This window comes from Bifidobacterium sp. ESL0690, from assembly GCF_029392315.1.
GTDB lineage: Bacteria > Actinomycetota > Actinomycetes > Actinomycetales > Bifidobacteriaceae > Bifidobacterium.
The window spans coordinates 1137093-1161924 of the sequence record NZ_CP113939.1; the positions used below are offsets into that span (position 1 = coordinate 1137093).

General features: G+C 56.0%; 16 protein-coding genes and 1 pseudogene. 16 read left to right on the plus strand and 1 reads right to left on the minus strand.

The features are described 5' to 3' along the window. Window positions 1–91 precede the first annotated feature (91 nt). The 11 genes and pseudogenes from gltB to metF all read left to right on the plus strand — a co-directional run bounded on the left by gltB (window position 92) and on the right by metF (window position 16191). Window positions 92–4678: a glutamate synthase large subunit gene (gene gltB, locus OZX62_RS04565; RefSeq protein WP_277176841.1), complete on the plus strand. Its 4587-nt coding sequence runs from the start codon at window positions 92–94 to the stop codon at window positions 4676–4678. Continuing rightward, entirely contained in the window at window positions 4678–6219 is a 1542-nt protein-coding gene (locus tag OZX62_RS04570) for a glutamate synthase subunit beta (RefSeq protein WP_277176842.1), read from the plus strand. Before gltB ends, OZX62_RS04570 begins: the two co-directional genes overlap by 1 nt. Before the next feature lie 104 nt (window positions 6220–6323). After that, complete coding sequence (locus OZX62_RS04575; protein ID WP_277176843.1) at window positions 6324–6776, plus strand: Yip1 family protein; 453 nt, start codon at window positions 6324–6326, stop codon at window positions 6774–6776. Window positions 6777–6840: 64 nt separating this feature from the next. Then, window positions 6841–8064 (plus strand): glycogen synthase, encoded by a 1224-nt coding sequence (gene glgA / locus OZX62_RS04580; protein ID WP_277176844.1) that lies wholly within the window; start codon window positions 6841–6843, stop codon window positions 8062–8064. Between the two features lie 124 nt (window positions 8065–8188). Further along, on the plus strand, window positions 8189–8362 hold the full coding sequence (locus OZX62_RS04585) for a hypothetical protein (RefSeq protein WP_277176845.1): 174 nt from the start codon (window positions 8189–8191) through the stop codon (window positions 8360–8362). A gap of 137 nt (window positions 8363–8499) precedes the next feature. Beyond that, window positions 8500–9360: an ATP-binding cassette domain-containing protein gene (locus OZX62_RS04590; protein WP_277176846.1), complete on the plus strand. Its 861-nt coding sequence runs from the start codon at window positions 8500–8502 to the stop codon at window positions 9358–9360. A 45-nt stretch (window positions 9361–9405) separates the two neighbouring features. Then, window positions 9406–10410, plus strand: a complete 1005-nt coding sequence (locus OZX62_RS04595) for an NAD(P)-dependent oxidoreductase (RefSeq protein WP_277176847.1) — start codon at window positions 9406–9408, stop codon at window positions 10408–10410. Between the two features lie 251 nt (window positions 10411–10661). Then, window positions 10662–11861, plus strand: a pseudogene (locus OZX62_RS04600) (hypothetical protein); the annotation flags it as partial. Between the two features lie 55 nt (window positions 11862–11916). Continuing rightward, window positions 11917–12786, plus strand: coding sequence for a hypothetical protein (locus OZX62_RS04605; protein WP_277176849.1), 870 nt, complete (start codon window positions 11917–11919; stop codon window positions 12784–12786). A 130-nt stretch (window positions 12787–12916) separates the two neighbouring features. Continuing rightward, complete coding sequence (metE, locus tag OZX62_RS04610; RefSeq protein ID WP_277176850.1) at window positions 12917–15256, plus strand: 5-methyltetrahydropteroyltriglutamate--homocysteine S-methyltransferase; 2340 nt, start codon at window positions 12917–12919, stop codon at window positions 15254–15256. 83 nt (window positions 15257–15339) lie between these two features. Continuing rightward, the gene (metF, locus tag OZX62_RS04615; protein WP_277176851.1) at window positions 15340–16191 is read left to right on the plus strand and encodes a methylenetetrahydrofolate reductase [NAD(P)H]; all 852 of its coding nucleotides are present in this window, start codon (window positions 15340–15342) and stop codon (window positions 16189–16191) included. 147 nt (window positions 16192–16338) lie between these two features. Here metF and OZX62_RS04620 read toward each other — a convergent pair whose 3' ends face one another. Next, window positions 16339–16713, minus strand: coding sequence for a hypothetical protein (locus OZX62_RS04620; protein WP_277176852.1), 375 nt, complete (start codon window positions 16711–16713; stop codon window positions 16339–16341). Between the two features lie 207 nt (window positions 16714–16920). Here OZX62_RS04620 and OZX62_RS04625 point away from each other — a divergent pair, with 207 nt between their 5' ends. The 5 genes from OZX62_RS04625 (at window position 16921) to pyrF (ending at window position 24776) form a co-directional block, all read left to right on the plus strand. After that, window positions 16921–20061 carry a bifunctional [glutamine synthetase] adenylyltransferase/[glutamine synthetase]-adenylyl-L-tyrosine phosphorylase gene (locus OZX62_RS04625; protein ID WP_277176853.1) on the plus strand — a complete coding sequence of 1047 codons (3141 nt, stop codon included), beginning with the start codon at window positions 16921–16923 and terminating at the stop codon, window positions 20059–20061. A 510-nt stretch (window positions 20062–20571) separates the two neighbouring features. Continuing rightward, window positions 20572–21528, plus strand: a complete 957-nt coding sequence (pyrB, locus tag OZX62_RS04630; RefSeq protein WP_277177030.1) for an aspartate carbamoyltransferase — start codon at window positions 20572–20574, stop codon at window positions 21526–21528. Continuing rightward, complete coding sequence (locus OZX62_RS04635; protein ID WP_277159204.1) at window positions 21528–21947, plus strand: aspartate carbamoyltransferase regulatory subunit; 420 nt, start codon at window positions 21528–21530, stop codon at window positions 21945–21947. Before pyrB ends, OZX62_RS04635 begins: the two co-directional genes overlap by 1 nt. 142 nt (window positions 21948–22089) lie before the next feature. Continuing rightward, a complete protein-coding gene (locus tag OZX62_RS04640; protein WP_277176854.1) occupies window positions 22090–23598 on the plus strand; it encodes a dihydroorotase in 1509 nt (502 codons plus the stop codon). Between the two features lie 98 nt (window positions 23599–23696). Next, the gene (pyrF, locus tag OZX62_RS04645) at window positions 23697–24776 is read left to right on the plus strand and encodes an orotidine-5'-phosphate decarboxylase (protein ID WP_277176855.1); all 1080 of its coding nucleotides are present in this window, start codon (window positions 23697–23699) and stop codon (window positions 24774–24776) included. Window positions 24777–24832: the final 56 nt, after the last annotated feature.

A 24832-nucleotide genomic window follows, 5' to 3' on the forward strand; every position in this document is an offset into this window, starting at 1 on the left:
GGACGTTGATACATTTCTGACATCACGTACCGCTAATCTATGAGAGCACTCGTAACAGAGTATCGGTTATCAGAAGCTAGAGGTGATTGTGGTGACGCTTAAGACCCCACTCGATTTGACGATTCATCGCCCGCAAGGCATGTACGACCCGGCGGCGGAGCATGACGCGTGTGGTGTCGGCATGGTCACCACTTTGAATCGTCGGCCGGAACGCAAGATCGTCGACGACGCCATCGAAGTGCTCGTCAACCTGAACCATCGTGGAGCCGTGGGTGCCGAGGAGAACACCGGTGACGGAGCCGGAATACTCATGGCCATGCCCGACCAGTTCATGCGTTCCGTCATCGAAGCGGATTTGCCGGAAGCCGGTCAATATGCCGCCGGCATCGCCTTCCTTGACCGTGATTTGGCTGCGGCCAGCCAGCAGAAGCGTCAGATTGCCGATATCGTAACCGAAGAAGGGCTGGAAGTCCTTGCATGGCGCACGGTGCCGACCAACCCGGATGGTCTGGGCTTGCAGGCGTTGGCTTCCATGCCGGCGTTCGAAATGCTGGTCATGGCCTCGCCGAAATCCGACGAAGAAAGTTCGCTGGGCGGTCTGGAGCTTGATCGCAAGGCGTTCCGCGTCCGCAAGCGCGCCGAGCACGAGGCCGGGGTCTATTTCGCCTCGCTTTCCGCACGAACAATCACCTACAAGGGCATGCTCACCACAATGCAGCTTACCGGCTTCTTCCCGGACCTTCTCGAGCCGAAGATGAAGACGACCATCGCCATCGTCCACTCGCGTTTCTCCACGAACACGTTCCCGAGCTGGCCGCTGGCCCAGCCGTTCCGCCTCATCGCCCACAACGGTGAGATCAATACCATCCAGGGCAACCGCAACTGGCTTTCCGCGCGCGAAGGCAAGCTCAGTAGCAAACTGCTGGGGGAGTTCAAACCGCTGCTGCCGGTGGCCACACCGGGTTATTCCGATTCCGGCACCTTCGACGAATGCCTGGAACTGTTGCACCTCGCCGGCCGTAGCCTGCCGCACGCGGTGCTGATGATGCTACCGCCCGCGTGGGAAAAGGACAACACGCTCGATGCCGACGTCCGTGCGTTCTACGAATACAACAATTCACTGATCGAGCCTTGGGACGGCCCGGCCGACATCATCTTCACCGACGGCACGCTGGTCGGCGCTCAGCTTGATCGCAACGGCTTCCGTCCCGGACGCTGGCAGATCACCGATGACGGTTATGTCGTGTTGGCCAGTGAGGCCGGTGTGCTGCCCGAAACCGAGCAGGAACATATCGTCGCCAAAGGCAGGCTCGAACCTGGGAAGATGTTCCTTATCGATACCGCCGAAGGCCGTCTCGTACCCGACAAGGAAATCAAGCATCAGCTCGCCACCCAGCATCCCTACCGCGAATGGATCGAAGGCAACGCCGTCAGTCTCAGCGACCTTCCGGCACGCGAGCACGTCCGTCATTCCAACGTTTCCGTCGTCCGTCGCCAACGCGCGTTCGGCTATACGCAGGAGGATTTGAAAATCCTGCTGCGGCCGATGGCCAACACCGGCAAGGAGCCTATCGGCGCGATGGGCAATGACACCCCTCAGCCTGTGCTTTCCAGCCACAGCCGTATGCTCTTCGACTATTTCACGCAGAAATTCGCGCAGGTCACCAACCCGCCCCTGGACTGGGAACGCGAGGAAATCGTCACGTCGTTGGCCTCGGCCATCGGGCCCGAACCTAACCTGCTTGAGGACTTGGAGCTTTCCGCCAAGAAGATCGTCATTCCGAACCCGGTCATCGATTCCGACGAAATGGCCCAGCTTAAGCGTCTTGACCGTGCCAAAATCCTCGGAGGGTATTACAATCCGTTCGTGGTTCATGGCCTTTATCAGGTCGCTGGAGGTGGCAAGGCTCTTGAAGCCCGCCTCGAAGAGATCTTCGACGAGGTCGATCAGGCCATCGCCGACGGCAAGAACTTCATCGTGCTTTCCGACCGTGAATCCAACCATACGTGGGGCCCGATTCCCTCGCTGCTGCTTACCAGCGCAGTGCAACATCACTTGCTACGCATGCACACTCGCACGCAGGTCTCCATGGCCGTCGAGGCCGGTGACGTACGTGAAATCCATCATGTCGCCTTGCTCATCGCCTACGGCGCTGCCTGTGTTAACCCTTATCTCGCTTTCGAATCCGTGGAGGATTTGGCGCGAGGCGGATTCCTTGATGTCGACGCCAAGACCGGCGTGGAAAACCTCCGCAAGGCGCTTTCCGTCGGAGTTCTCAAAATCATGAGCAAGATGGGCGTCTCCACCATCATGAGCTACCGTGGAGCCCAGCTCTTCGAAGCCGTCGGCCTCAATCAGGATGTCATCGACAAATACTTCACCGGCACCACCTCACGCGTCGGCGGCATCGGCCTCGACGAAATCGCCGAGGAAGTCGCCACCCGTCACCGCGTCGCTTATCCGAACCAATGGACGGCCACCCCGCACCGCAGGCTGCGCGTCGGCGGCCAATACAAGTGGAGGAGAACCGGCGAAGATCATCTGAACGACCCCGAATCCGTGTTCCTTCTGCAGCAAGCCACCCAGCGTGGCGACTATGGCCTGTTCAAGAAATATTCTGAGCATGTCAACGACACCTCCAATAGGCTGATGACCTTGCGCGGGCTGATGAAATTCACCGGCAATCGTAAGCCCATTCCGATCGAGGAGGTCGAGCCGGAAAGCGAAATCGTCAAGCGGTTCTCCACCGGCGCGATGAGCTACGGTTCCATCTCGCAGGAAGCACATGAAACGCTGGCCATCGCGATGAACTCCATCGGAGCCCGGTCCAACTCCGGCGAAGGTGGCGAATCCGACGACCGCATCGAAGATCCGTTGCGTTCCAGCCGCATCAAGCAGATTGCGTCGGCGCGTTTCGGCGTGACCAGCGATTACCTCGTTCATGCCACCGACCTGCAGATCAAGCTCGCCCAGGGTGCCAAGCCCGGCGAAGGCGGCCATCTGCCCGGTGCCAAAGTGCCGCCGTGGATTGCCACTGTGCGCCATGCCACGCCTGGCGTCGAACTGATTTCGCCGCCGCCTCACCACGACATCTATTCCATCGAGGATCTGAAGCAGCTGATCTATGATGCGAAGATGGCCAATCCTAAGGCCCGCATCCACGTCAAGCTCGTCTCCGAGTTCGGTGTCGGCACCGTGGCGGCCGGCGTGGCCAAATGCCATGCCGACGTGGTGCTGATTTCCGGTTCCGACGGCGGCACGGGCGCGGCTCCGTTGAACGCCATCAAGCATGCCGGCACCCCTTGGGAGATCGGCCTTTCCGAGACCCAGCAGACGCTGATCTTGAACGGCCTGCGCTCCCGTATCGTCGTGCAGTGTGACGGTGAGCTCAAAACCGGCCGCGACGTGGTCATCGCCGCGTTGCTCGGCGCCGAGGAGTTCGGCTTCGCCACCACGGCACTGATGGCCGAAGGTTGCGTCATGATGCGTGCCTGCAACCTGAACACCTGCCCGCAGGGCATCGCCACCCAGGACCCGGAGCTTCGCGCGCGCTACACCGGCAAGCCCGAATATGTGGTCAACTTCTTCATGTTCATCGCCCGTGAGGTGCGTGAACTGCTGGCCCAACTCGGCTTCCACAGCCTCGAAGAAGCCGTCGGGCACGTCGAATGCCTTAATCAGAATGAAGCGGTGGAACGCTGGAAGTCCAACGGCGTCGACCTTTCCAACGTCCTCGCCCAGTCTGGCCCGACACCGGGCACGATTCTGCACCAGACGATTGCGCAGAACCACGAGCTCGACAAGGCACTGGACAATCAACTTATCGACCTTGTCAAGCCCGCACTGGATAACCGCGAGCCAGTGCGTCTCGACCTGCCGATTCGCAACGTCAACCGCACCGTCGGCACAATGGTCGGCTACGAGATTACCAAGCGTTACGGCGCCAAAGGCCTGCCCGACGACACCATCGACATGACACTGCGCGGTTCCGGCGGCCAGTCCATCGGCGCGTTCATCCCGCGCGGCGAAACGCTGCGCATCTACGGCGAAGTCAATGATTATGCGGCCAAGGGGCTTTCCGGTGGACGCATCATCGTGCGTCCCGAAGACGGCCAATTGAGTTTCGACCCTCATACCAATGTCATCGCCGGCAACGTCACCGGTTTCGGTGCGACGAGCGGCGAGATGTACGTTGCCGGGCGTGCCGGCGAACGCTTCGCCGTGCGCAACGGGGGAGCGACGTTCGTGGTGGAAGGCGTTGGCGACCACGGCTGCGAATATATGACCGGTGGCACCGTCGTGGTGCTTGGCCCCACCGGACGCAACTTCGGCGCCGGCTTCTCCGGAGGCCACGCCTACGTGCTCGATCTGGATATGAACAAGGTCAATCCGGGAGCCGTCAAATCCGGTTCGTTGCTGTTTGAAGCGTTGGATGATGCCGAAGCCCAGCACGTCCATCAGATGGTCAAGAAACATGCCGAAGAAACCGGTTCCGCCTTCGCCCAAGCGCTGCTTGACAACTGGGATGAGACACGTTCGCGCTTCACGCATGTCGTGCCCAAGCAGTTCGTCGCGATGAGTAAGGCCATGGACGAAGCCAAGGCCAACAACGTCGATTTCAACGCGCCCGGAGCGTGGGATAGCGTCTACGAGCATGTGATGGAGGGAGTGGACTGATGAGCGACCCCAAAGGATTTCTGAAAGTACGCACGCGCCACGAGGCGCAGGACCGTCCGGTCGCCGAGCGCATCCACGACTGGAAGGATGTGCACGCCCAGTCCGGTTTCCAGCCTTGGACCAAGGAACAGGCTGCTCGTTGCATGGACTGTGGCACACCGTTCTGTATGACAGGCTGCCCGCTTGGCAACATCATCCCGGACTTCAACGATCTGGTCCGTCAAGGCCAATGGGATGAGGCCTACCAGCGGCTTTCGATGACCAACAATTTCCCGGAGGTCACCGGCCTGATTTGCCCTGCGCCCTGCGAACAGGCCTGCGTTTTGGGCATCCACCAGCCGCCGACCATGATCAAGGCCGATGAGCAGACCATCATCGACCAGGCTTGGAAGCTCGGCTACGTCAAGCCCATGCCGCCGCAACGACTGACCGACATGACCATCGCCATCGTTGGTTCCGGCCCTGCCGGCCTCGCCTGCGCCCAGCAGCTGACCCGTGCCGGCCATACCGTCGTTGTCTATGAGCGGGATGACGAAATCGGCGGCCTCATGCGCTATGGCATCCCGTCCTTCAAACTTGACAAGCATCTGATTGACCGGCGCATCGAGCAGATGGAGGCTGAAGGCACCGTCTTCCGCACGAATATGGAAATCGGCAAGGACGTGAGCTGGGACGAGCTGCGTTCACGCTATGACGCCGTGGTTGTAGCCATTGGTTCCGGCGTTCCGCGTGATGTCAGCGTGCCCGGCCGCGAACTTGACGGCATCCACTTCGCCATGGACTTCCTGCCCGACGCCAACCGCCGTTGCGAAGGCAAGGAACCGGTCAACAACATCGACGCGAACGGCAAGAAAGTCGTCATCATCGGCGGCGGCGACACCGGTTCCGACTGCCTCGGCACCGCCATCCGCCAAGGCGCCACCAGCATCACCGTTTTGCAGATCAACCCTAAAGAGCCGAGCGTTCGTCCGGACAATCAACCTTGGCCGACTTATGCGCGTCTTTACCAGCCCACCACCTCGATGGAGGAGGGCGGCACCTACGAATACAACACCGATACCGTCAGTTTCACCGGCATCGAGGAAGTGGCTGAAACCGAGCGCGTGACGTTGGATGACAGCGGCTTGGCGAGCGGATTCGTGGCTGATGAATCCGGCCATGTCACAGGTGTCAAGGTCGTCGATGTAAAAAGCACGGCTGACGGCAAACGTGAGCACGTTGCCGGAACCGAGCGGATTATTGACGCCGATCTGGTGCTGATTTCCACCGGTTTCCTGCATCCTGACACCTCGACGATGCTCAGCCAGCTACCGGTCGAGCTCGATCAACGCGGCAACGTCGCGCGAAGCAAGCAATTCGAGACCAGCCAGGATGGTGTTTTCGTGTGCGGCGACGCCGGCCGAGGCCAAAGTCTCGTGGTCTGGGCGATAGCCGAAGGCCGCAGTTGCGCCTCCGCAGTCGACCGTTTCCTCAACGGCACCACCGAACTTCCGGCCCCGATCGTCTCCACCCAAAAGCCGATGGCTCTTCCGAAGGTCTGAACTTTCTCAGGTTTCGATCTCTCAAGAAATCCATGTGCGAATCGCTTGGCAGGGTTCGGGCTAAAATCAGAGCAGAACGAAATTCACCGCTGAAAGGAATCGAGATGCCGAATCGCGCCGAACGCAGGGCCCAGGCCAAGCGCAACCGTCAGGGAGTGCCACAACCGAATCAGCCGCAGAATCGCGGCCGCGGCGGGCTGATCGACGAGTACTCGTTGCAGGAGCGCAGCCGTCGCTTGGAAGAGAGCGGTGACACGGAGTGGAAGCCCAAGGCCGAGAAGCTTTCGGCACCGGCAGAAAACCTCGACCCGAACTACAGCGACCCGAAGGTCATGAAGGCGCCGCATTCGTTGCATCAGTGGTTCCGCATCGCCAGCTGGACGCTGATCGTTCTTTCCGGTATCGCCTTCGCGATCCTCATGTGGGTTCCCAAGCATCCGATGTGGCTGATTCTGACCGTTTCCATCATCTTTGTGGTCGGTGTGCTGAGCCTCTTCTTCACGGCCGGGAACTACCATCACAACCCCAACCTCGACTCCAACGGCACCGCCATTTGATGAAAAACGGTGAGTTGGTAGGCCATTATTCAATAGTGATAGTCGATGAGGTTGATTGACGCGTATGAAGATTGATTTGCTGACCCGCGAATATCCGCCGCATATCTACGGTGGTGCCGGCGTACATGTCGAGCAACTGTCGAAAGTGCTTGCGGAACGTGCCGAGGTGACGGTACGGGCTTTTGACGGGCCCAGAACACCCGACGAGATTCCGCAGGTGCCGGGTGGCAATTTGCGTGTGGTCGGCTATGATGTGCCCGCCGAATTAGCACAGGATAATATGGCTCTGCAGACTTTTGGGGTGGATCTGCAAATGGCCAACGATGTTGACGGTGACATCGCCCATGCCCATACGTGGTATGCGTGCCTGGCCGGTCGCTTGGCCCAGCAGATGCACGATATCCCGCTCGTCGTCACCGCACACAGCCTTGAACCGTTCCGTCCCTGGAAACGCGACCAGCTCGGCGGCGGCTACAACCTGAGCTCCTGGGCCGAACGCGACGCCTTCACCCATGCCGACCGCGTCATCGCGGTTTCGGAAGGAATGAAACAGGACATCCAGACGGCTTATCCGTCCATCGACCCGTCGAAAATTTCCGTGGTCCACAACGGTATCACTGTTGCCGATTTCGAGACTCCGAGCCCCGACGACCCCGGCTGGAAGGTATTCGAGCGCTACCACATCGACCGCAGCAAGCCCACACTGCTTTTCGTCGGCCGCGTCACGCGGCAGAAAGGCCTGCCGTATCTGTTGCAGGCTCTCCATCTGATCGACAAGGACATTCAGGTCGTTCTATGCGCCGGAGCCCCGGATACCGAGGAGCTTGGCGACGAGGTGCGTTCCTCGTTTGCAGACTTGAAAGCCGAGCGCGGCAACGTCATCTGGATCGAGGCGATGCTCCCGCGGCCTGAGTTGAACGCCCTTGAACACGGCTGCAACGCTTTCGTCTGCCCGAGCATCTACGAGCCGCTCGGCATCGTCAACCTCGAGGCGATGGCCTGTGGCCTGCCGGTGGTCGCCAGCGCTACCGGCGGGATTCCGGAAGTCGTGGTCGATGGAGTCACCGGTTATCTCGTTCCGATAGAGCAGAAGCGCGACGGCAGCGGCACACCGTTGCATCCTGATGATTTCGTGCACGATATGGCAGCGGCCATCAACCGGCTCATGGAAAACCCGCAGCGGGCCAAGGAGATGGGCGAGGCTGGTTTCAAACGTGCCCGTGACGAGTTCAGCTGGGAACGCATCGCCGACGAGACCATGGCCGTGTATCGTCAGGTCCTGCGTTGAGAGACGTAAGATGTATTTGGTCTTATGGCTTGGAAATGTTAAGTTTGATAGTGCAGAAGGCATTGGTTTACCGCGTTTTGTCGCCAACCGCTGAACGCGCAAGGATAACCAGGAAAGGTACGACATGTTTCAATATGTGCTGTACGCAATAATCGCTGTCGTTTTCATCGTGGCGACGGCCTTGTGCCTTTCCGCGAAGTTCGGCAAAGACAGGACGTTACATACCCTCAAAATCGTCGTCGGTTGCTGTCTCTATTTCCTCGCCGTGATCCTTTTGGTCGCCAGTTTCCTCACCTGAATTTGTAATCGGGCCCTTCCGCGTCTTCTTCACAATATGGAATGACGGCATTTTTGCCGACTATCCCGGATTAGTCTGTGAGAACGAAGGAAGAAATCGCGCAACAAAGCGCATGATCACGATGAGGGGAACAAAGAATGGGCGAAGATGTTTCGGCGCTGAAACTGACCAATGTTGAATTTCGTAGGAACCGCCGCGTCATTCTCACTGACGTGAACCTCGATCTCAAGCGCGGCGAAAAATGGGTGCTTTTCGGCCCCAACGGCATCGGCAAGTCCAGCCTCGTGGCCATGATGGCGACCCGTGGGTTCCCTTCCGTTGGCACCGTCGATATCCTCGGCAATCGGCTTGGCAAGGTCAACGTCTTCTCCTACCGCAACCGCATCGGCCTGAGCTCTGCGGAATTGTCGCGTTCGTTCCCCAACGAGGAAGACCCGCTCGACGTCATCTTGACGGCGCTGACCGCGACCACCGGTCGTTGGCGCGAACAGTTCACGCAGGCCGATTACGACAAAGCCCGTGGGTTCATGGCCATGTTCGGCATCGAATATCTCGAAGGCAAGCAGATGTTCAAGCTTTCGGAAGGCGAACGGACGCGTGTGTTGATTTGTCGGGCGCTGATGGGCGACCCCGATCTGCTGATTCTCGACGAACCGACTACCGGTCTCGATCTGGGTGGCCGCGAGTTGGCGTTGCGTGCGTTGAGCGATATCGGCCGGCACGACACCGATCGCACGGTGCTGTTGGTGACGCACCGTCTTGAGGAGATTCCGCAGGGCTTCGACCATGTCGCCATCATGGGACGCATGGCCGGCAACGAGACCGACGCCCATGCCGATAACGTCGCCGGTGCTGATCCACAGCCTGGCACCATCATCTATACCGGCGATCTCGAGCACGGCTTCACCGCCGAACGCCTGAGCCATATCTTCGGCCTGCCGCTCAAGGTGACCCACGATCAGGGCCGCTGGTCGGCCTACGCGATTGATGACGACTGATTCCGATAGCATTTTATTGCTGCAATAAAGAAGAAAGGGACAGCAATGAAGGTTCTGCTATACAACATCCGTCCTGAGGGGCAGGATTACGTCGACGAATGGATGAAAAACCATCCTGAGGACGAACTGGTGACGACGCCGGACGACCTGACACTTGAGACCGTCGATATGGCCAAGGGCCACGGCTACGATGCTGTCAGCATGCAGCAGGTTCCCGATGTCGTCGAAGAAGAGATCTATCGGAAACTGATTGACTACGATATCCATCACATCGCGTTGCGAACCGTCGGTTTCGATATTCTCAATATGGATTACATCAAAAAGTATCATTTCCTGGTCACCCACACCCCGGCCTATTCACCGCGCGCGGTTGCCGAAAACACGCTTGCCTCAACCATGTACCTGCTGCGCCATTATGGCAAGATTCTTGGCAACGAGCGCAAATGCGATTTCGTGCGCGTTTCCGAGGAAATGAGCGACGAAATCTACCATAAGACCGTCGGCATCATCGGCGTCGGCCGCATCGGTTCCGCGGTGGCCGAGCTCTTCCATGCCCTGGGCGCCACCGTCATTGGCAACGACTTGATTACCAACGCCGCCAACGACGCATTCCTCGAATACACCGATTTCGACACTGTGGTGCGCGAGGCCGATATCCTGACGCTGCACACCCCGCTTGAGCCGTACATGGTCGGCATGATCGGTGCCGATCAGTTCAAGATGATGAAGGACACGGCGTTCATCGTCAACCAGGCGCGTGGCCCGTTGATCGACACGCAGGCTTTGGTCGCCGCACTCAAGAACCACGAGATCGCCGGCGCCGCCATCGACGTCTTCGCCGAGGAAACCGGGCTTTTCATGAAGCGCTTCGACAACGAATCGCAGCTGCCGCAGTTCTATCGTGAACTTTCGGCGATGGACAACGTCATCATCACCCCGCATTCCGCCTTTTACACCAAGACTTCCGTGCGCAACATGGTCATGCACAGCATGACCGACGTCAAACGCGTCACCGAAGGCAAAGAGCCGGTCTACAAGCTGGACTACTGAGCTGTTTGCTTGATTGGTTTCGATCGTTGCCAAAGTCGTGAAACGGTTCGGACGCACAGGCGAAATTAGTTAAAAAATAATAAGGGATCCAAGCGCAGTATCAAAGGATAGTTGCGTTTGGATTCTTTTTTATTCTGCGTTATTATGCGTTCAATCCATCGAGACGGCGTGAGATTATAGGGCATAGTTAGTGTCGGTGCAGAGCTTTGCCTGTCATCGATTTATGTATTACGTAATGATGGGAAGTGGGTATGCCAAGACGCGGAGCGCTGCAAGCGGGGGAGAAAGTCCAGTTCACGGATCGCAAGGGCAAGAAGATCACCGACCAGCTTGTGTCCGGCGGCTCCACCCAGACCGACCACGGCATCATCCTGCACGATGACGTTATCGGCTCGACTGAAGGCATTGTTGTCACTACTGTGACTTCCAAACGCGAAGCGCAGATAACTGGCGGCACACCCAGCCATGACAAGCCGAAACCATGGAAGGCGGCGCGTGCCATAGGTGGCTGGGATTACGCGGTCATGCGGCCGAGGCTCACGGATTACGTGCTTTCCATGCCGCGAGGTGCGCAGATTATGTATCCGAAAGACATCGCCCAGGTCATTCAGCTTGGTGATATCCGCAGTGGGCTTAATGTGCTGGAATCCGGTGCCGGAAGTGGTGCGATGAGCCTCAACCTGCTGGACGCCGTAGGGGAGACCGGTCACTTGACCACCATCGAGATGCGTCCCGAATTCGCCAAGATAGCCGAGGCCAACGCGACGCTCTATTACGGCAATTGCCCAGAATGGTGGGATTTGCTGACCGGCGATTTCGACACGGTTGCCACTGGGCTTGCGCAAAGTATCGAGACCCGCAGCAGTGCCGTTGGCGACGGGGCTGTGGCTTCATCTGGGTTGTCGAAAGATGAGACTGACGACAAGAAAGCCATATCATCGGAATCGAATAATGGTTCGACGACGGATTCAATGCCATCAGCTGTTATGCCGTTCGACCGAATCGTTCTCGACATGCTCGACCCGTGGAACCGGCTCGAACAGGCCTATCGTGTCATCGCCCCTGGTGGCGTGCTCATCGCCTACATCACCACGACCACGCAGATGTCGCGCTTCTGCGAGGCGTTGCGCGAAGCCAGTTGCTGGACGGAACCGGAAGTACAGGAGACCTTCGAACGTACATGGAAGGCGCAGGGCCTCGCCGTGCGCCCCGACCACCAGATGATCGGTCATACCGGTTTCCTCGTCGTCACCCGTGCGATGGCCCCTGGCTTTGAAGCGCTCCGCAAGCGTGACCGCGCCACCAAAGACACCGTCACCGATATCGATTCCCTCACCGAAGAACAGCAGGCCGAGCGCCTTGCCGATCTGGAACTCCGCGACATCAGCGACCGCAAGCTGCGCAAGGTCCTGCGCGACCTTGGCGATCAGTTGCATAGAATCTCTTCTTAATATTAATGTTTATTGGTTAAATGAAATAAATAATTTTTTTAGGCAAAGTAATTTTGTGAAAGCGTATATTATGTTTTTTGATTTTATTGATACTTCTTCAAAAATAATTGTTCAATGTCCTGATAATTCTTTGTCTACTTCTACTTGGATTGCTGCTCTTTCATTAATTCTTTCAGTTATATCTTTTTGTCTTACCTATTCAAAAAATTCTAAAATGTTAAAATTACAAAATGAAACTTATTGGGATTCACAAATGCCTTCTATAGCAGCTGAAGCAAAATGTGAAGATATATATATTTATAGACAAATTAGTGATAATTATTGCTGTTGGGTTCCTGCGCTGGATCGGAGATATGATGGACGTCAATTGCCTGAGCAGAACTGTTATTTTGGTACTACTAAGAAACGTTACAAAATTCGTTTTTCGATAAAAATTAAAAACGCCTCAAACAACGCAGGAATCATTAGCTTTTCGAATATGCCTTGTGATTGGCAAGTTGAAGAATCCGATAATGAATATGTTAATTTTGATACGTACTCTATTAAAATAGATTCAAATTCCACAAAAAGTATAAATATCTGTCAAGAAATTACGTCACCTAAAACAGAACAGAACAGTGCCTTAAGTCTTGATATCAGAGTTCAAAATCTCTTGCAGAATACTTCATATATTTATCATTTATGTACATCCTCTATTGAATGGTTTAAATATCAGAATTGGTATCAATTCAAGGAAGAGAATAAAGATGCTTTTATAAACGGGGATAGTTTGATGGTTTCTTCAAGGTATTGGCTCGATGACGCACCTAGAACAAAACAAGTTTGTATTTGTACTCCACCAGTTCCAGAAGATAGAAAAAAGTGTTTTGCTACAATGAATAAGCGGATTTATCCAGGTGAAAGAAAGTTTTTTAAAAAAAGATAATTACTTATATACAAAATCAAAGATTCAAATATAATTTTATTTTATAACGACACCTTAAGTGGCTTGATGCCCTTTGAACGGGATTTTTTGGTAAGATTTCGATAGTCGTCTGTCAACTTCTGGAGGAATTATGTCTGCTCTCACATCCGTTTCCGGCTTCCCGCGCATCGGGCGCGACCGCGAATTAAAAAAGGTCATCGAAGGCTACTGGAAAGGCAAATCCAGCCTCGACGACGTGCGCGCGACCGGCAAGCAGCTGCGTGCCGAGCATTGGAAGCTGCAGGCCGACGCAGGCGTCGATCTCATTCCGAGCAATGATTTCAGCTATTACGACCAGATACTCGACACCGCCATCCTCCTGAACGTGATTCCGGAACGTTACCGCCGTCTCTCCTTCGAGAACGCCGAGGATACGCTGTTCGCAATGGGCCGCGGCTATCAGGGGCCGGAAGGCGACGTTACCGCGCTGCCGATGAAGAAGTGGTTCACCACCAATTATCATTATCTGGTTCCCGAAATCGACGCATCGGCCGAAATCAAGCTCAATTCCACCAAGCCGTTCGACGAATTCAACGAGGCCAAGGCCCAAGGCATCCTGACCAAGCCGGTGCTGATCGGCCCGTACACCTTCCTCAAGCTGGCCCGCAATCCACAGGCCGAAGAGCTGGAACTCGACCGTGGCCTGGTTGACGCGGTTTCCGGTGTCTACGCCCAAATCCTCCGCAAGTTTGCCGAGCTCGGCGCGCAGTGGGTGCAGTTCGACGAACCTTACTTGGTACTTGACAAAGAGAAGGGCGATACTGAACTTTTCAAGACGCTCTATTCCGCTATTCTGCCGGCACGTTCCGGCGCCGACGGCAAGAACGTCAAGGTGCTGCTCAATACCTACTTCGGCAACATCGCCGATATCTACGAGACCGTGAACTCCTTCGGATTCGACGGTGTCGGTCTTGACCTCATTGAAGGACGCGATGAGAACCTCGCCGCCATCGAAAAGTACGGTGTCGCCGAGAACACCACGGTTTTCGCAGGTGTCATCAACGGTCGCAACATCTGGCGCAACAACTACGCGCAAAGCCTTGGCCTGATCGACGCTTTGAAGACCAAGACCGACAACGTCGCGGTTTCCACTGCTTCGTCGCTGCTGCACGTGCCGTTCAGCACGGAAGGGGAGACCGGCCTGAAGCCGGAAGTGCTCAAGCATTTTGCCTTCGCCGTAGAAAAGCTCGGCGAGCTGGTCGATGTCGCCAAGTTGGCCGATGACGACGATACGTTGCGCAAGGAATCGCAGACATTGGCAGCCAACCAGGCGCTTTTCGACGGCAGCCGTGTGGCGCCTGATCAGGCCGTGGCCCAGCGTCTCTCGTCTTTGACCGACAAGGACTTCGTGCGTCAGCCGGTCCGCGCCGAGCGCCGCAAGCTGCAGCACGAGGAACTGAACCTGCCGGAACTGCCGACCACCACCATCGGCTCCTTCCCGCAAACCCGCGAGATTCGCTCGATGCGTGCCAAGGCTCGCAAGGGTGAAATCGATCAGAAGACGTATGACGATTTTATCGCCGGCCAGATTGATCAGGTCATCGCTCATCAGGAGCAGATTGGACTCGACGTGCTGGTTCACGGCGAATTCGAGCGCAACGATATGGTCGAATACTTCGGCCAGCACCTGAATGGTTATCTCTTCACGAAGAACGCATGGGTACAGTCCTACGGCACCCGCTGCGTCAAGCCTCCAATCGTCTGGGGTGACGTTTCGCGCGCCGAGCCGATTACGGTGCGCTGGAGCAAGTATGCGCAGAGCCGCACCAAGCACGTCGTCAAGGGCATGCTCACCGGCCCGGTCACCATCCTCAACTGGTCCTGGCCGCGCGAGGACATCAGCAACGAACTGCAGACCCAGCAGCTGGCCCTTGCCATCCGCGACGAGGTGCTCGACCTCGAGGCCGCCGGCATCAAGGTCATCCAGATCGACGAGGCCGCGCTGCGTGAGAAGCTGCCGTTGCGCCGCTCCGACTGGCACAAGAAGTACCTCGACTGGGCGATTCCCGCCTTCCGCCTGGTGCATTCCGCCGTCAAGCCGACCACACAGATTCACACCCATATGTGCTACTCCGAGTTCAACGACATCATCAAGGACATCGACAACATGGATGCCGACGTGATTTCCTTCGAAGCTTCCCGTGGTGATCTCGTCGTGCTCGACGCCATCCATGACGCACACTTCGAAACTGAGGTGGGCCCAGGTGTCTACGACATCCATTCGCCGCGTATCCCGTCCACGAAGGAACTGGTTGACCGCATCCATGCCATCTTGAAGAAGGCTGACCCGAGCCGCGTATGGATTAACCCTGACTGTGGACTCAAGACCCGCGGCAACGAGGAGACCTGGCCGAGCCTCGAGCATATGGTCGAGGCCGCCAAGACCGTTCGCGCCGAACTTGCGAACGATTCGCAGGCCTCGCGTAACTAAGTAATCATCAGTACTATTAGCGTGTGGCCGACATCAATCAGAAGCAATGATGCCGGCCACACGATTTGTCACAGGAGACAGCCATGCATTCGCCGATTTTCTCGCTTGAGGTATTCCCGCCAAAGCCACATTCCCCGGTAGGCGCCATCTATGATGCCTTGGATGGGCTTCAGGGTTTGAACCCCGATTTCATTTCTGTCACCTACCGTCACGGCACCCATGCCGACCGGGTCAAGACCGCGAGAATAGCGCATGCCATCAATTATGACTATCACATCCCAGTTGTCGCTCACCTGACCGCACTGTATAGCAGCAAAGCAACGGTTGACGAAGCTTTGGATCTCTACCGCGAGGCCGGCGTGTTTGGAGTCTTGGCGTTGAGAGGCGATTACGTCGAAGGCAACGAGCCGTGCGGAGACTTTGAACATGCCAGTGATTTGGCTTCTTACATCCGCGAGCACGATCCCGATATGCAGATCATGGGGGCCTGTTACCCGGAATGTCACCTCGAATCCCCGTGTCTGGAGGATGACGTTGACAACCTCAAAAAGAAAGTGGATGCTGGCGTGACCCATCTCATCACGCAGCTTTTCTACGACAACAACGATTTCTATCGTTTCCTCGATCTCGCGCGCTCCAAAGGCATCGACGTGCCGATCGAGGCCGGAATCATGCCCTTGCGCAGTGTCAAATCGGTCAACAACATGACCAAACGCAACGGTTCCAAGATTCCTTCGGCTTTGCAACGCATCGTCGATAAGTGGGGTGACGATTTGCCCTGCCTGCAACAGGCCGGCATCAATTACGCTTCCGAACAGATTTCCGATCTGGTGGCGCACGGCGTCGATGGCATCCATCTCTATACGATGAATCGTGCCGCACTGGCCCGCCGAATCTGGGCCAACGTGGAGTCGCTATTCACCGTTCAGGAATAATAGAATAAAGGTACAGAGGTTACTGAATCTCTATCTGGTAAACCAAGCCACAAAGCGGCATTGCATGCTTTAAGTGCGATGAAAAATATCGTAATGTAAATTTAATGTCAAGACGACAAGCCGACTATGACATACCCGCTGCGAAAATTAGTGGGTATGCTTGCGCTTCTTGCTGTTCTTCTTTTTCGGCTTTTGATTTTGTGCAGGCCGCGGCTTCGGTTTCTCTTCCTTTTTCGGCTGGAGTATCGGAAACATCGCGATAAGCATTTGGTGGAGTGCAGGTATTTTGGCCAGTGCGAATCCGGCGATGGCGGCGATGATGATTGACCAGGAAGAGATGTTGAGTTTGAAATACATCAGGAGGAAGAACACGACAATGAGGATGATGCCGGCCCATTGTTGCACGCGATTCTGTTGCTCGCTCAATTTGCTGGTGAACGCCGGCATGGCTCCGACGAAAAGCCCGGCCGCCAATCCCGCAATGCCCACAATAATCGCAACAACGATGTCGATGGTTCCCAATGTTCTCTCCTGTATAAATTTTCGTTATTTATAGGATAACCGATATTCTGCCCAACGCCTGCTAATATCGTTGCTGCGGTTTCAGAATAGACGGTGATGAAATTGATAGCTGTGTGTGACGCGCGTGGGACGTTTGGCAAAGTGCCAAAGTGCAACCCGATTACGGCTGGTGTACGTTCGAAGTGTGGGTTGTTGTAGATTGGAACCATGGAACATTCCGAGGACGTCAGTATCAGCAATCGTGAGCTCATCCATGCGGGGCTGCAGGATTTGGGCGAAAGCCGCAAGCTTTTCGGTTTGCTGGCTCGTGCAGGGTTCGGTGAAGCTGACCGGAAGAACGTGCTTGTCGCACTCGAGCGGGCATGTGATCCTGATACGGCGTTGAAGCATCTTGTCGAGATCATGGCTTTGCAGGAAAACTGCACGCAGCTTGTCAATAACCCAAAGGCACTTGCGCGTTTGATCGGAGTCTTGGGTGCCTCGGATGCGATGGGCGGGCTGATGCGTGCGCATCCGGATTTGGTGACTGCAGCGGCCTGCGATCCGTGCGGAAGTCTCGACTTTACCCGTGATGAGCGTATTTCTCATGTGGGCGATGCCGTCAAAAAGGCTGTTTCTCAACCAACGGATACTCCGACGCCGATGAGCAACATGGCTGTCGCCGTGGAAGCGTTGCGTGAGAATTATTATCTTCAGCTTGCGGCCATCATGGCCGAAGACACGGCAGCGGCGGACCCGGTGAAAATACAGCCGCAAATCAGCGCAAGGCTCTCTGATTTGGCTGATGCTGCCATCGGCGCTGCGCTCGATATTGCCAGAACGCAGGTCGAGGGCAGCGAACGTTGCGGTTTCACGGTTATCGGCATGGGCAAGCTCGGGGCGCAGGAGCTCAATTACGTTTCCGATTGTGACTTGGTGTATATTGTCGAACCCCTTGCTGCAGTTGGCGGCGGGGAGAAAAGCGATGAGAAAATCGACGGCGTGACGTTGACGCGCATTGGCACGAAAATCGGGATGACCCTGCAAAAGATCTGTCAGTCGGTGATACCCGGCGTCGATATGCCGCCGCTTTGGCAGATTGATACCGCGCTGCGTCCGGAAGGCAAGGACGGGCCGCTGGTGCGTACGGTCGATTCCTGCCGCGTCTATTACGAGAAATGGGCAAACAACTGGGAGTTCCAGGCGCTGCTGAAGGCGCGTATGGTCGCCGGTGACGAAGAGTTGGGCAAGGCCTATCTTGATCTGACAAGACCATTGGTTTGGTCGGCATCGAAACGCGATAACTTCGTCTACGACTGCCAGAACATGCGCAAGCGGGTTGAAGACAACATCGCCCCGGACCTGCGTGAGCGCGAGATCAAGCTCGGCAAAGGCGGGTTGCGCGATGTCGAATTTACGGTCCAGATGCTGCAGTTGGTCCATGGTCGTTCCGATGAATCCTTGCGTGGCCGTTCCACGTTGGGCGCGTTGCAGGCGCTTTCGGTCGGCGGCTATGTCGCCCGTCCGCAGGCCGCAAGGCTTGATGAGGATTATCGCTTCGAAAGGGTGCTCGAGCACCGCGCGCAGATGTGGGAGCTCAAACGCACGCATCTATTCCCAGACGTGGGCAAGGCCAATGAAAACGCGCCTGATATCGTGCGCAATGCCGACACGCGTGCGATAGACGACAATCCGGAACTGCGTCGTATGGGCCGGGCGTTCGGTCTGCTACCTGACCAGCTGGTGGAGCGGTACGATAAAGTACGTCTTGAAGTGCGCCGTCTCCATACTGATATTTATTATCGACCGATGCTACCCATCAACGCGCAGCTTGACGACGATCAGGTCACATTGAGCGACAAGGCGACCCGCGAGCGCTTCGAATCCATCGGTTTCGCCGACCCGGATGCCGCGATGCGTCACGTCCAGGCGCTGACCGAAGGTGTTTCCCGTGCGGCAAAAATCAACCGCATCCTTCTTCCCTCAATCCTGCAATGGCTGGCGCAAGGCCAGAATCCCGATATGGGCCTTCTGCAATGGCGAAAACTCGAGGAACGTTTCGGTGGTGGCAGCCAGTATCTCGGTTTTCTGCGCGATTCGCCGCAGGCGCTTATCAGATTGTGTCATATCCTTTCCAATTCGAGACTTCTGGGCGATTCACTCAACCAGTCCATTGAATCGGTGACCTGGCTGGGCGACGATGAGATGCTGATGCCCCAAACTCGCGAAAGCCTTGACGTACGTGCCCAGGCGGCGGTTTCTCGGTATGCCGATAATATGAACGATTTCGCCACTTCCATCCGTGCGATGCGCCGTCATGAAATCGAACGTATCGGACTTGGCTGGACTTCAAAGGTCTTTGATGACGGTGTCGGGTTGAACGGCATGACCGATGTTTACGATGCCGCCATCGAAGCCGCGTTGCAATGGTCCATCCGCCATCAATGCAACGAAATGAAATTGGATAAGGCACCGGTGGCCATCAGCGTCATCGCCATGGGCCGATACGGCGGTCGCGAAGTCAACTTCTGTTCCGATGCCGACGTCATCATGATGTATCGTCCGGTCCAAGCCGGAGGCAACACAGATAGCGACGATGCGCAGAAAACAGCCGCCGATTTCGCGCGCAACGTGGTCAATGACTTGCGCAATATCCTGCAAGGACCGGCAAGCCTCGAACCAAAGATAGACCTTGATTTCGGACTGCGACCGGAAGGCAAGAACGGCCCGCTGATCCGTTCCTACGAATCGTGCCGAGACTACTACACGAAGTGGTACAGCACTTGGGAGCGTCAGGCGTTGTTGCGGGCGAGGTATGCTGCTGGTGACGCACGGTTGGCGAAAGATTTCCTCACTCAGCTTGCCGACCCGCTGCGATATATCGATCGCGAGCTGACCGACGAAGAAATCGGCGAGATTCGTAAGCTCAAGGCGCGCATGGAAGCGGAACGTCTGCCGCACGGCGTCAAACGCAACCAGCATCTGAAGCTTGGCGCGGGTGGACTTTCCGACGTTGAATGGACCGTGCAGCTCCTACAGCTCCAACATGCCGGCGAGCATGAAAGCCTACGTGTCAATTCAACGTTGACGGCCCTAGACGAGCTCGAACGCTTGGAATATATCAACTGTGATGATGCCGATGCGCTGCGCAAGGCGTGGAAAATGCTCACCGCCGCACGCAACGGCAACTATCTGTGGGGTGCAAGGCTTTCGCAGGCCGACGTGCTGCCGTCCGATTTCTATGGTCTCGGGGGAGTCGCCACGTTCCTCGGCTACGACGCGAACCGCGGCCAATACTTCGGCAATGACCTGCAGGCGGTGATGCGCCGGTGCCGCGAGGTGATGGAACGGCTGTTCTACGGCTTGTAGGCAATTACCGCAGGCTTTTGAGCTGATAGCCGGAAATGATCAGATGATTGCTGTGGATTGCGGAGCTGATTGCAAAAACGTATGACAAAATGTCTATTCCTGGGTAACTAGTTATTCTTACAGCAGGGAAGATAAAAACGGAACGCTAACCCTCTTCGCTGCTAATGGAGACCAAGACCATTGTTTTCAAGTCGTTGATATATTGCGGATTTCGGAATGTGCCTATCCGGAGGTTTTATAGATTCGTAGCAGCGAAGCGATAATTCAGGAGAATCAGTTTTCTGTGCTGCATACCACCGGCGATGTCGTTGAAATTTATCTGATAATGTAGAAATGTATCAGAATTTAGTCATAATAAACCTGTGCTTGATGTTTGCTTCCACTGTCGCCGTGTGCGGGTATGTTGTCAATGGTCACACGAAGTGGCCACCTTGGTTGAAGAAAGGTGAGCCGATGTCGATAAGACAAAAACCTACGAAGAATCCCGCTGATGGGGGCGGGCGATCATCATTGGTCGGTTCCAGCGTGGTGACGTTGGACAGCATACCGACTTCAGAGATTCGGTTATTGCTTGACAAAGCGCAATACATCGATTCTCACCGTAAAGAAGTGGCGAACACCTGCAATGGACGGGTGTTGGCCACTTTGTTTTATGAGCCCAGCACGCGCACGCGCCTGAGTTTCGAAACCGCTATGCTGCGGCTCGGCGGCAAGGTCATCGGCTTTGCCGGCGCGCAGCTTTCCTCCGCCACGAAGGGTGAGACCATCCACGACACGGTGAAGGTCGTCTCCCAATATGCCGATTTGATCGCCATGCGCCATCCCAAGGAAGGCGCTGCGCTGGTTGCTGCGCACTCCTCGGACGTGCCGGTCATCAACGCAGGTGACGGCGGGCACATGCACCCCACGCAGACCTTGGCTGATTTATCGACCATTCAGGCGCGTTTCGGACGTGTTACCGATCTGACCGTCGGGCTTTGTGGTGACTTGACCTTCGGCCGTACCGTCCATTCACTGATTACCACGCTGTGCCGTTTCGGCAACGTCCGGTTCGTGCTGATTAGCCCTGATGAACTCAAGACGCCGCAATATGTGCTCGACTGCATCGATCAAAGCCCGACCTGCTCCTACGTGGAAGCCAAGGATTTGTCTGCCGTCATCGGCGACCTTGACGTGCTCTACATGACCCGCGTGCAGAAAGAACGCTTCTTCAACGAGGACGATTACCTGCGCTTGCGCGACACCTACATCCTTGACGAGGGCAAGATGAAACTTGCGAAGCCGACGATGGCCGTGCTGCACCCGCTGCCGCGCGTCAACGAAATCGCCAAGGAAGTCGACGACGATCCACGTGCCGCATACTTCGAGCAGGTACGTCGCGGCATGCTTATGCGCATGGCGCTGGAAAGTTCGGTGCTCGGCGACAAACTGCCCGGTTACGACGAAAACAAGGAGGTGCTGGTCTGATGGAAGTCACAAGCATCACCAACGGCATCATCATCGACCATGTGGACGCTGGAACCGCGCTTACCGTGCTGCACTATCTGAAGGTCGATCCGACCACCACCAAGCTGGCGCTGATCATGAATGCGACCAGCCACGCGCTGGGAGCCAAGGACATCATCAAGCTCGAAGACGTCGAGGACTTGAATCTTGACGCGCTAGGGTTTATCGCTCCGCACGCCACGGTCAACATCGTTCGCGGCGGACAAATCGTCGAAAAGGCCAAACCGGAGTTGCCGCAGCACCTTGTCGGTGTCATCTCCTGCAAGAACCCGCGTTGTGTGACCACTTCCGAGACCGGTTTGGAGCAGCGCTTCTATCTGGCCAATGCAGAACGTCGCGAATATCGTTGCGATTATTGCGACGAGGAAGCGGAACTGTAGCGAATACTGATTTGGCTCCAATTCCGTCGTTTTAATTGGGATTCGGGCTTGATGCGGACGAACGGACTGATTGATGATTTAATGAAATCAATCGAGCTGGAGTATAAACGAATAAGCGGTCTATCGAAAGAACGGAATGCACATGCTGACCATTCATGACATTGCAGTGTGGGACACCGGCGAGCGTATCGACCTTGTCGTGCCTGAAACTGACGAGCAATGCTTGCTCGCCGAGCCCGGTGCCGCCGTTTCCGGTGACATCGACGGTTCGTCGCTGATTGTGGCACCCGGACTTGCCGACCCGCATGTGCATTTCCGCGACCCTGGTCAGCTTGACAAAGAAACCATGGTTTCGGGCTCGCAGGCCGCTGCGGCCGGCGGATATACGCGCGTGCTCATCATGCCGAACACCTTGCCTGCCGCCGATGGACGCGATATCAACGTTCAAGATGCTGTTGACGGCGGCAAGGAACTCAAAGAAGTCGGTGTCTACAACACGCTTGACTATCTGCAACGTTACGAACAATTGCACGACGTGAAATTGCCGGTTCGTTATGACGTCTCCGTCTGCGCCTCGCTGGGACGTGCAGGGAAGTTGCCGACACAGCCAGCTGATTATGAACGGTTCATGGATTCAGCGGGTCAATCAGCACGAAGCGATAATACAGGCGCAAAGGCAAGCTGGAGCCTTAAAAATCCTGTTGGAGAACATCCGTTACGTGCCATCACCGATGACGGTTCAGCCATCACCAACGAGATTCTTGACGCCGTACTCGCTAATTCGAAGGCAACAGGTCTGCCTGTACTGGAGCATTGCGAGCATCACGATTTCGGAGCTATCAACGATGGGGCAGTCAGCAGAAAACTTGGTCTCGCCGGCATCCCTGCCGAAACGGAACTGGCGATAGTCAATCGTGACATCGAAGCTGCGCGACGTACAGGTGCCCACATCCATTTCCAGCACGTCTCGACAGCCGGTGCGTTCGATGCGGTTCGCAAGGCCAAGGCTGAAGGGTTGCCCATCACCTGTGAGACGGCACCGCACTATCTCGCGCTGTGTGATGAGGACATTCTGAAGTATGGCGCGATGGCCAAGATGAACCCGCCGCTACGTAGCGAGGAGGACAGACGTGCGACAGTCGCCGCGATTGCGGACGGAACCGTCGATATGATTGCCACCGACCACGCCCCGCACACGGCAGCCGAGAAAGCTGCTGGCTTGGCCGACGCGCCCAATGGCATCATCGGGCTGGAGTGTGCGTACGGTGTCTGCCGCAAGGTATTGGTCGAAGGCGGGGCCATCAGCGACGAACGACTGATCGAGCTCATGGCCTTGGCTCCCGAACGTTTGATGGGGCACACGCCGACTGATGTGGCGATGCTCCTCAATACTTCGTCAAAGTGCGCCACCAAACGAACGCTGGATTTGAGCAAAGTCGAACATCCTGAAAACGTCGATCTGACCTTGATCGATACTCAGCATAAATGGGCTGTCGACTCTTCTCGGTTCCATTCCAAGGGGCGTAACACCCCATTCGATGGTTGGGAACTTACAGGTAGACCGATGGCCACAATCATCGGCTCAAAGTTGGTATTCAGCAGGTTGCCGGATAGCTCAGGGAACAAACAGTACAGTTCGAGAGCGGTCTAAACGAAAGTCGAACTGATATATAAATAACCATAACAGTCAAAATAACTGTAATAGTCAATAACATAACAGTTAAAAGAACCTAGAAACGAGGGAAAACAATGGATCGACTGATTGAGGCCATCGAAGCCAAAGACAATCCCAGCATCGTTGGGCTGGATCCTACGCAGGCACTGGTGCCTCCGCAGGCCTGCACCATGGAGATTGAATTCAGCGAAAAGGATCTTGAGTCGTTCATTGAGGGATTGAAGCGCAGCAGCAATTCCGAAGACCAGCGAATCCTGGCTTCAATAAACAATGCCGAAGGTACACGAGCCAAGATGAAGGTTGCCGAGGACGCTTTGGAACAAGCCGAGCCCGGTGCCCAGATTGTTATGGGGTTTTATGATTTCAATCGCGCGATCATCGACGCTGTAAAGGATATTGTACCGGCCGTCAAGCCGCAGATTGCCATGTATGAGGCCTATGGTTCCATCGGTTTTGATATCTATCGTCTCACCTGTGAATATGCGCAGAAGCAAGGATTGTATGTGCTCGGAGATATCAAGCGAGGCGATATCGGTTCTACGGCTGCGGCCTATGCCAAGCATCTGACCCAGATAAATTCACGCGAAAATGACTACAATGGCCGACCATGGTATGAAGATGCCGTCACGATCAATCCGTACTTCGGCACTGACGGCATCACACCGTTCACCGATGCAGCCAAGCAAACCGACAAAGACGTATTTGCTCTGGTTCGCACCTCGAATCCTTCAAGCAAGGAGATTCAGGAACTGGAACTTGCCGATGGTGACAAGTTGTATGAGCATGTGGCCGACCTCGTGGAAGGTTGGGGCGCTGATTCCATCGGCAAGTACGGCTATTCCCATCTGGGTGCCGTGGTCGGGGCGACCCATCCTGAGCAAGGACGCGAACTACGCGAACGTATGCCCCATACGTTCTTCCTTGTCCCCGGTTATGGCGCTCAAGGTGGTACCGCAGCCGACGCCGCACAGATGTTCGACAAGAACGGACGTGGCGCCATCGTCAATTCTTCGCGCGGCATCATCGGCTCGTGGAAGAAGTCGGGGGAGTATCGCGAGGATATGACCAAAGAGGAGGCTCTTGACCTTGTCGGCCGCAGCGCGCGGGCCTCAGCCATCGCGATGCGTGACGACTTGAGAAAAGCCCTGCACTGATAATCGCAACTCTTAAACGTATCAATCAAGGAAATTTCAAAAGGAGCGATATGAGC

Bases quoted from the DNA above. Each gene is read 5' to 3' on its own strand.
- OZX62_RS04570 (WP_277176842.1), top strand. From the start codon at position 4,678: ATGAGCGACCCCAAAGGATTTCTGAAAGTACGCACGCGCCACGAGGCG.
- OZX62_RS04575 (WP_277176843.1), top strand. From the start codon at position 6,324: ATGCCGAATCGCGCCGAACGCAGGGCCCAGGCCAAGCGCAACCGTCAG.
- glgA (WP_277176844.1), top strand. From the start codon at position 6,841: ATGAAGATTGATTTGCTGACCCGCGAATATCCGCCGCATATCTACGGT.
- OZX62_RS04585 (WP_277176845.1), top strand. From the start codon at position 8,189: ATGTTTCAATATGTGCTGTACGCAATAATCGCTGTCGTTTTCATCGTG.
- OZX62_RS04590 (WP_277176846.1), top strand. From the start codon at position 8,500: ATGGGCGAAGATGTTTCGGCGCTGAAACTGACCAATGTTGAATTTCGT.
- OZX62_RS04595 (WP_277176847.1), top strand. From the start codon at position 9,406: ATGAAGGTTCTGCTATACAACATCCGTCCTGAGGGGCAGGATTACGTC.
- metE (WP_277176850.1), top strand. From the start codon at position 12,917: ATGTCTGCTCTCACATCCGTTTCCGGCTTCCCGCGCATCGGGCGCGAC.
- metF (WP_277176851.1), top strand. From the start codon at position 15,340: ATGCATTCGCCGATTTTCTCGCTTGAGGTATTCCCGCCAAAGCCACAT.
- OZX62_RS04625 (WP_277176853.1), top strand. From the start codon at position 16,921: ATGGAACATTCCGAGGACGTCAGTATCAGCAATCGTGAGCTCATCCAT.
- OZX62_RS04635 (WP_277159204.1), top strand. From the start codon at position 21,528: ATGGAAGTCACAAGCATCACCAACGGCATCATCATCGACCATGTGGAC.
- OZX62_RS04640 (WP_277176854.1), top strand. From the start codon at position 22,090: ATGCTGACCATTCATGACATTGCAGTGTGGGACACCGGCGAGCGTATC.
- pyrF (WP_277176855.1), top strand. From the start codon at position 23,697: ATGGATCGACTGATTGAGGCCATCGAAGCCAAAGACAATCCCAGCATC.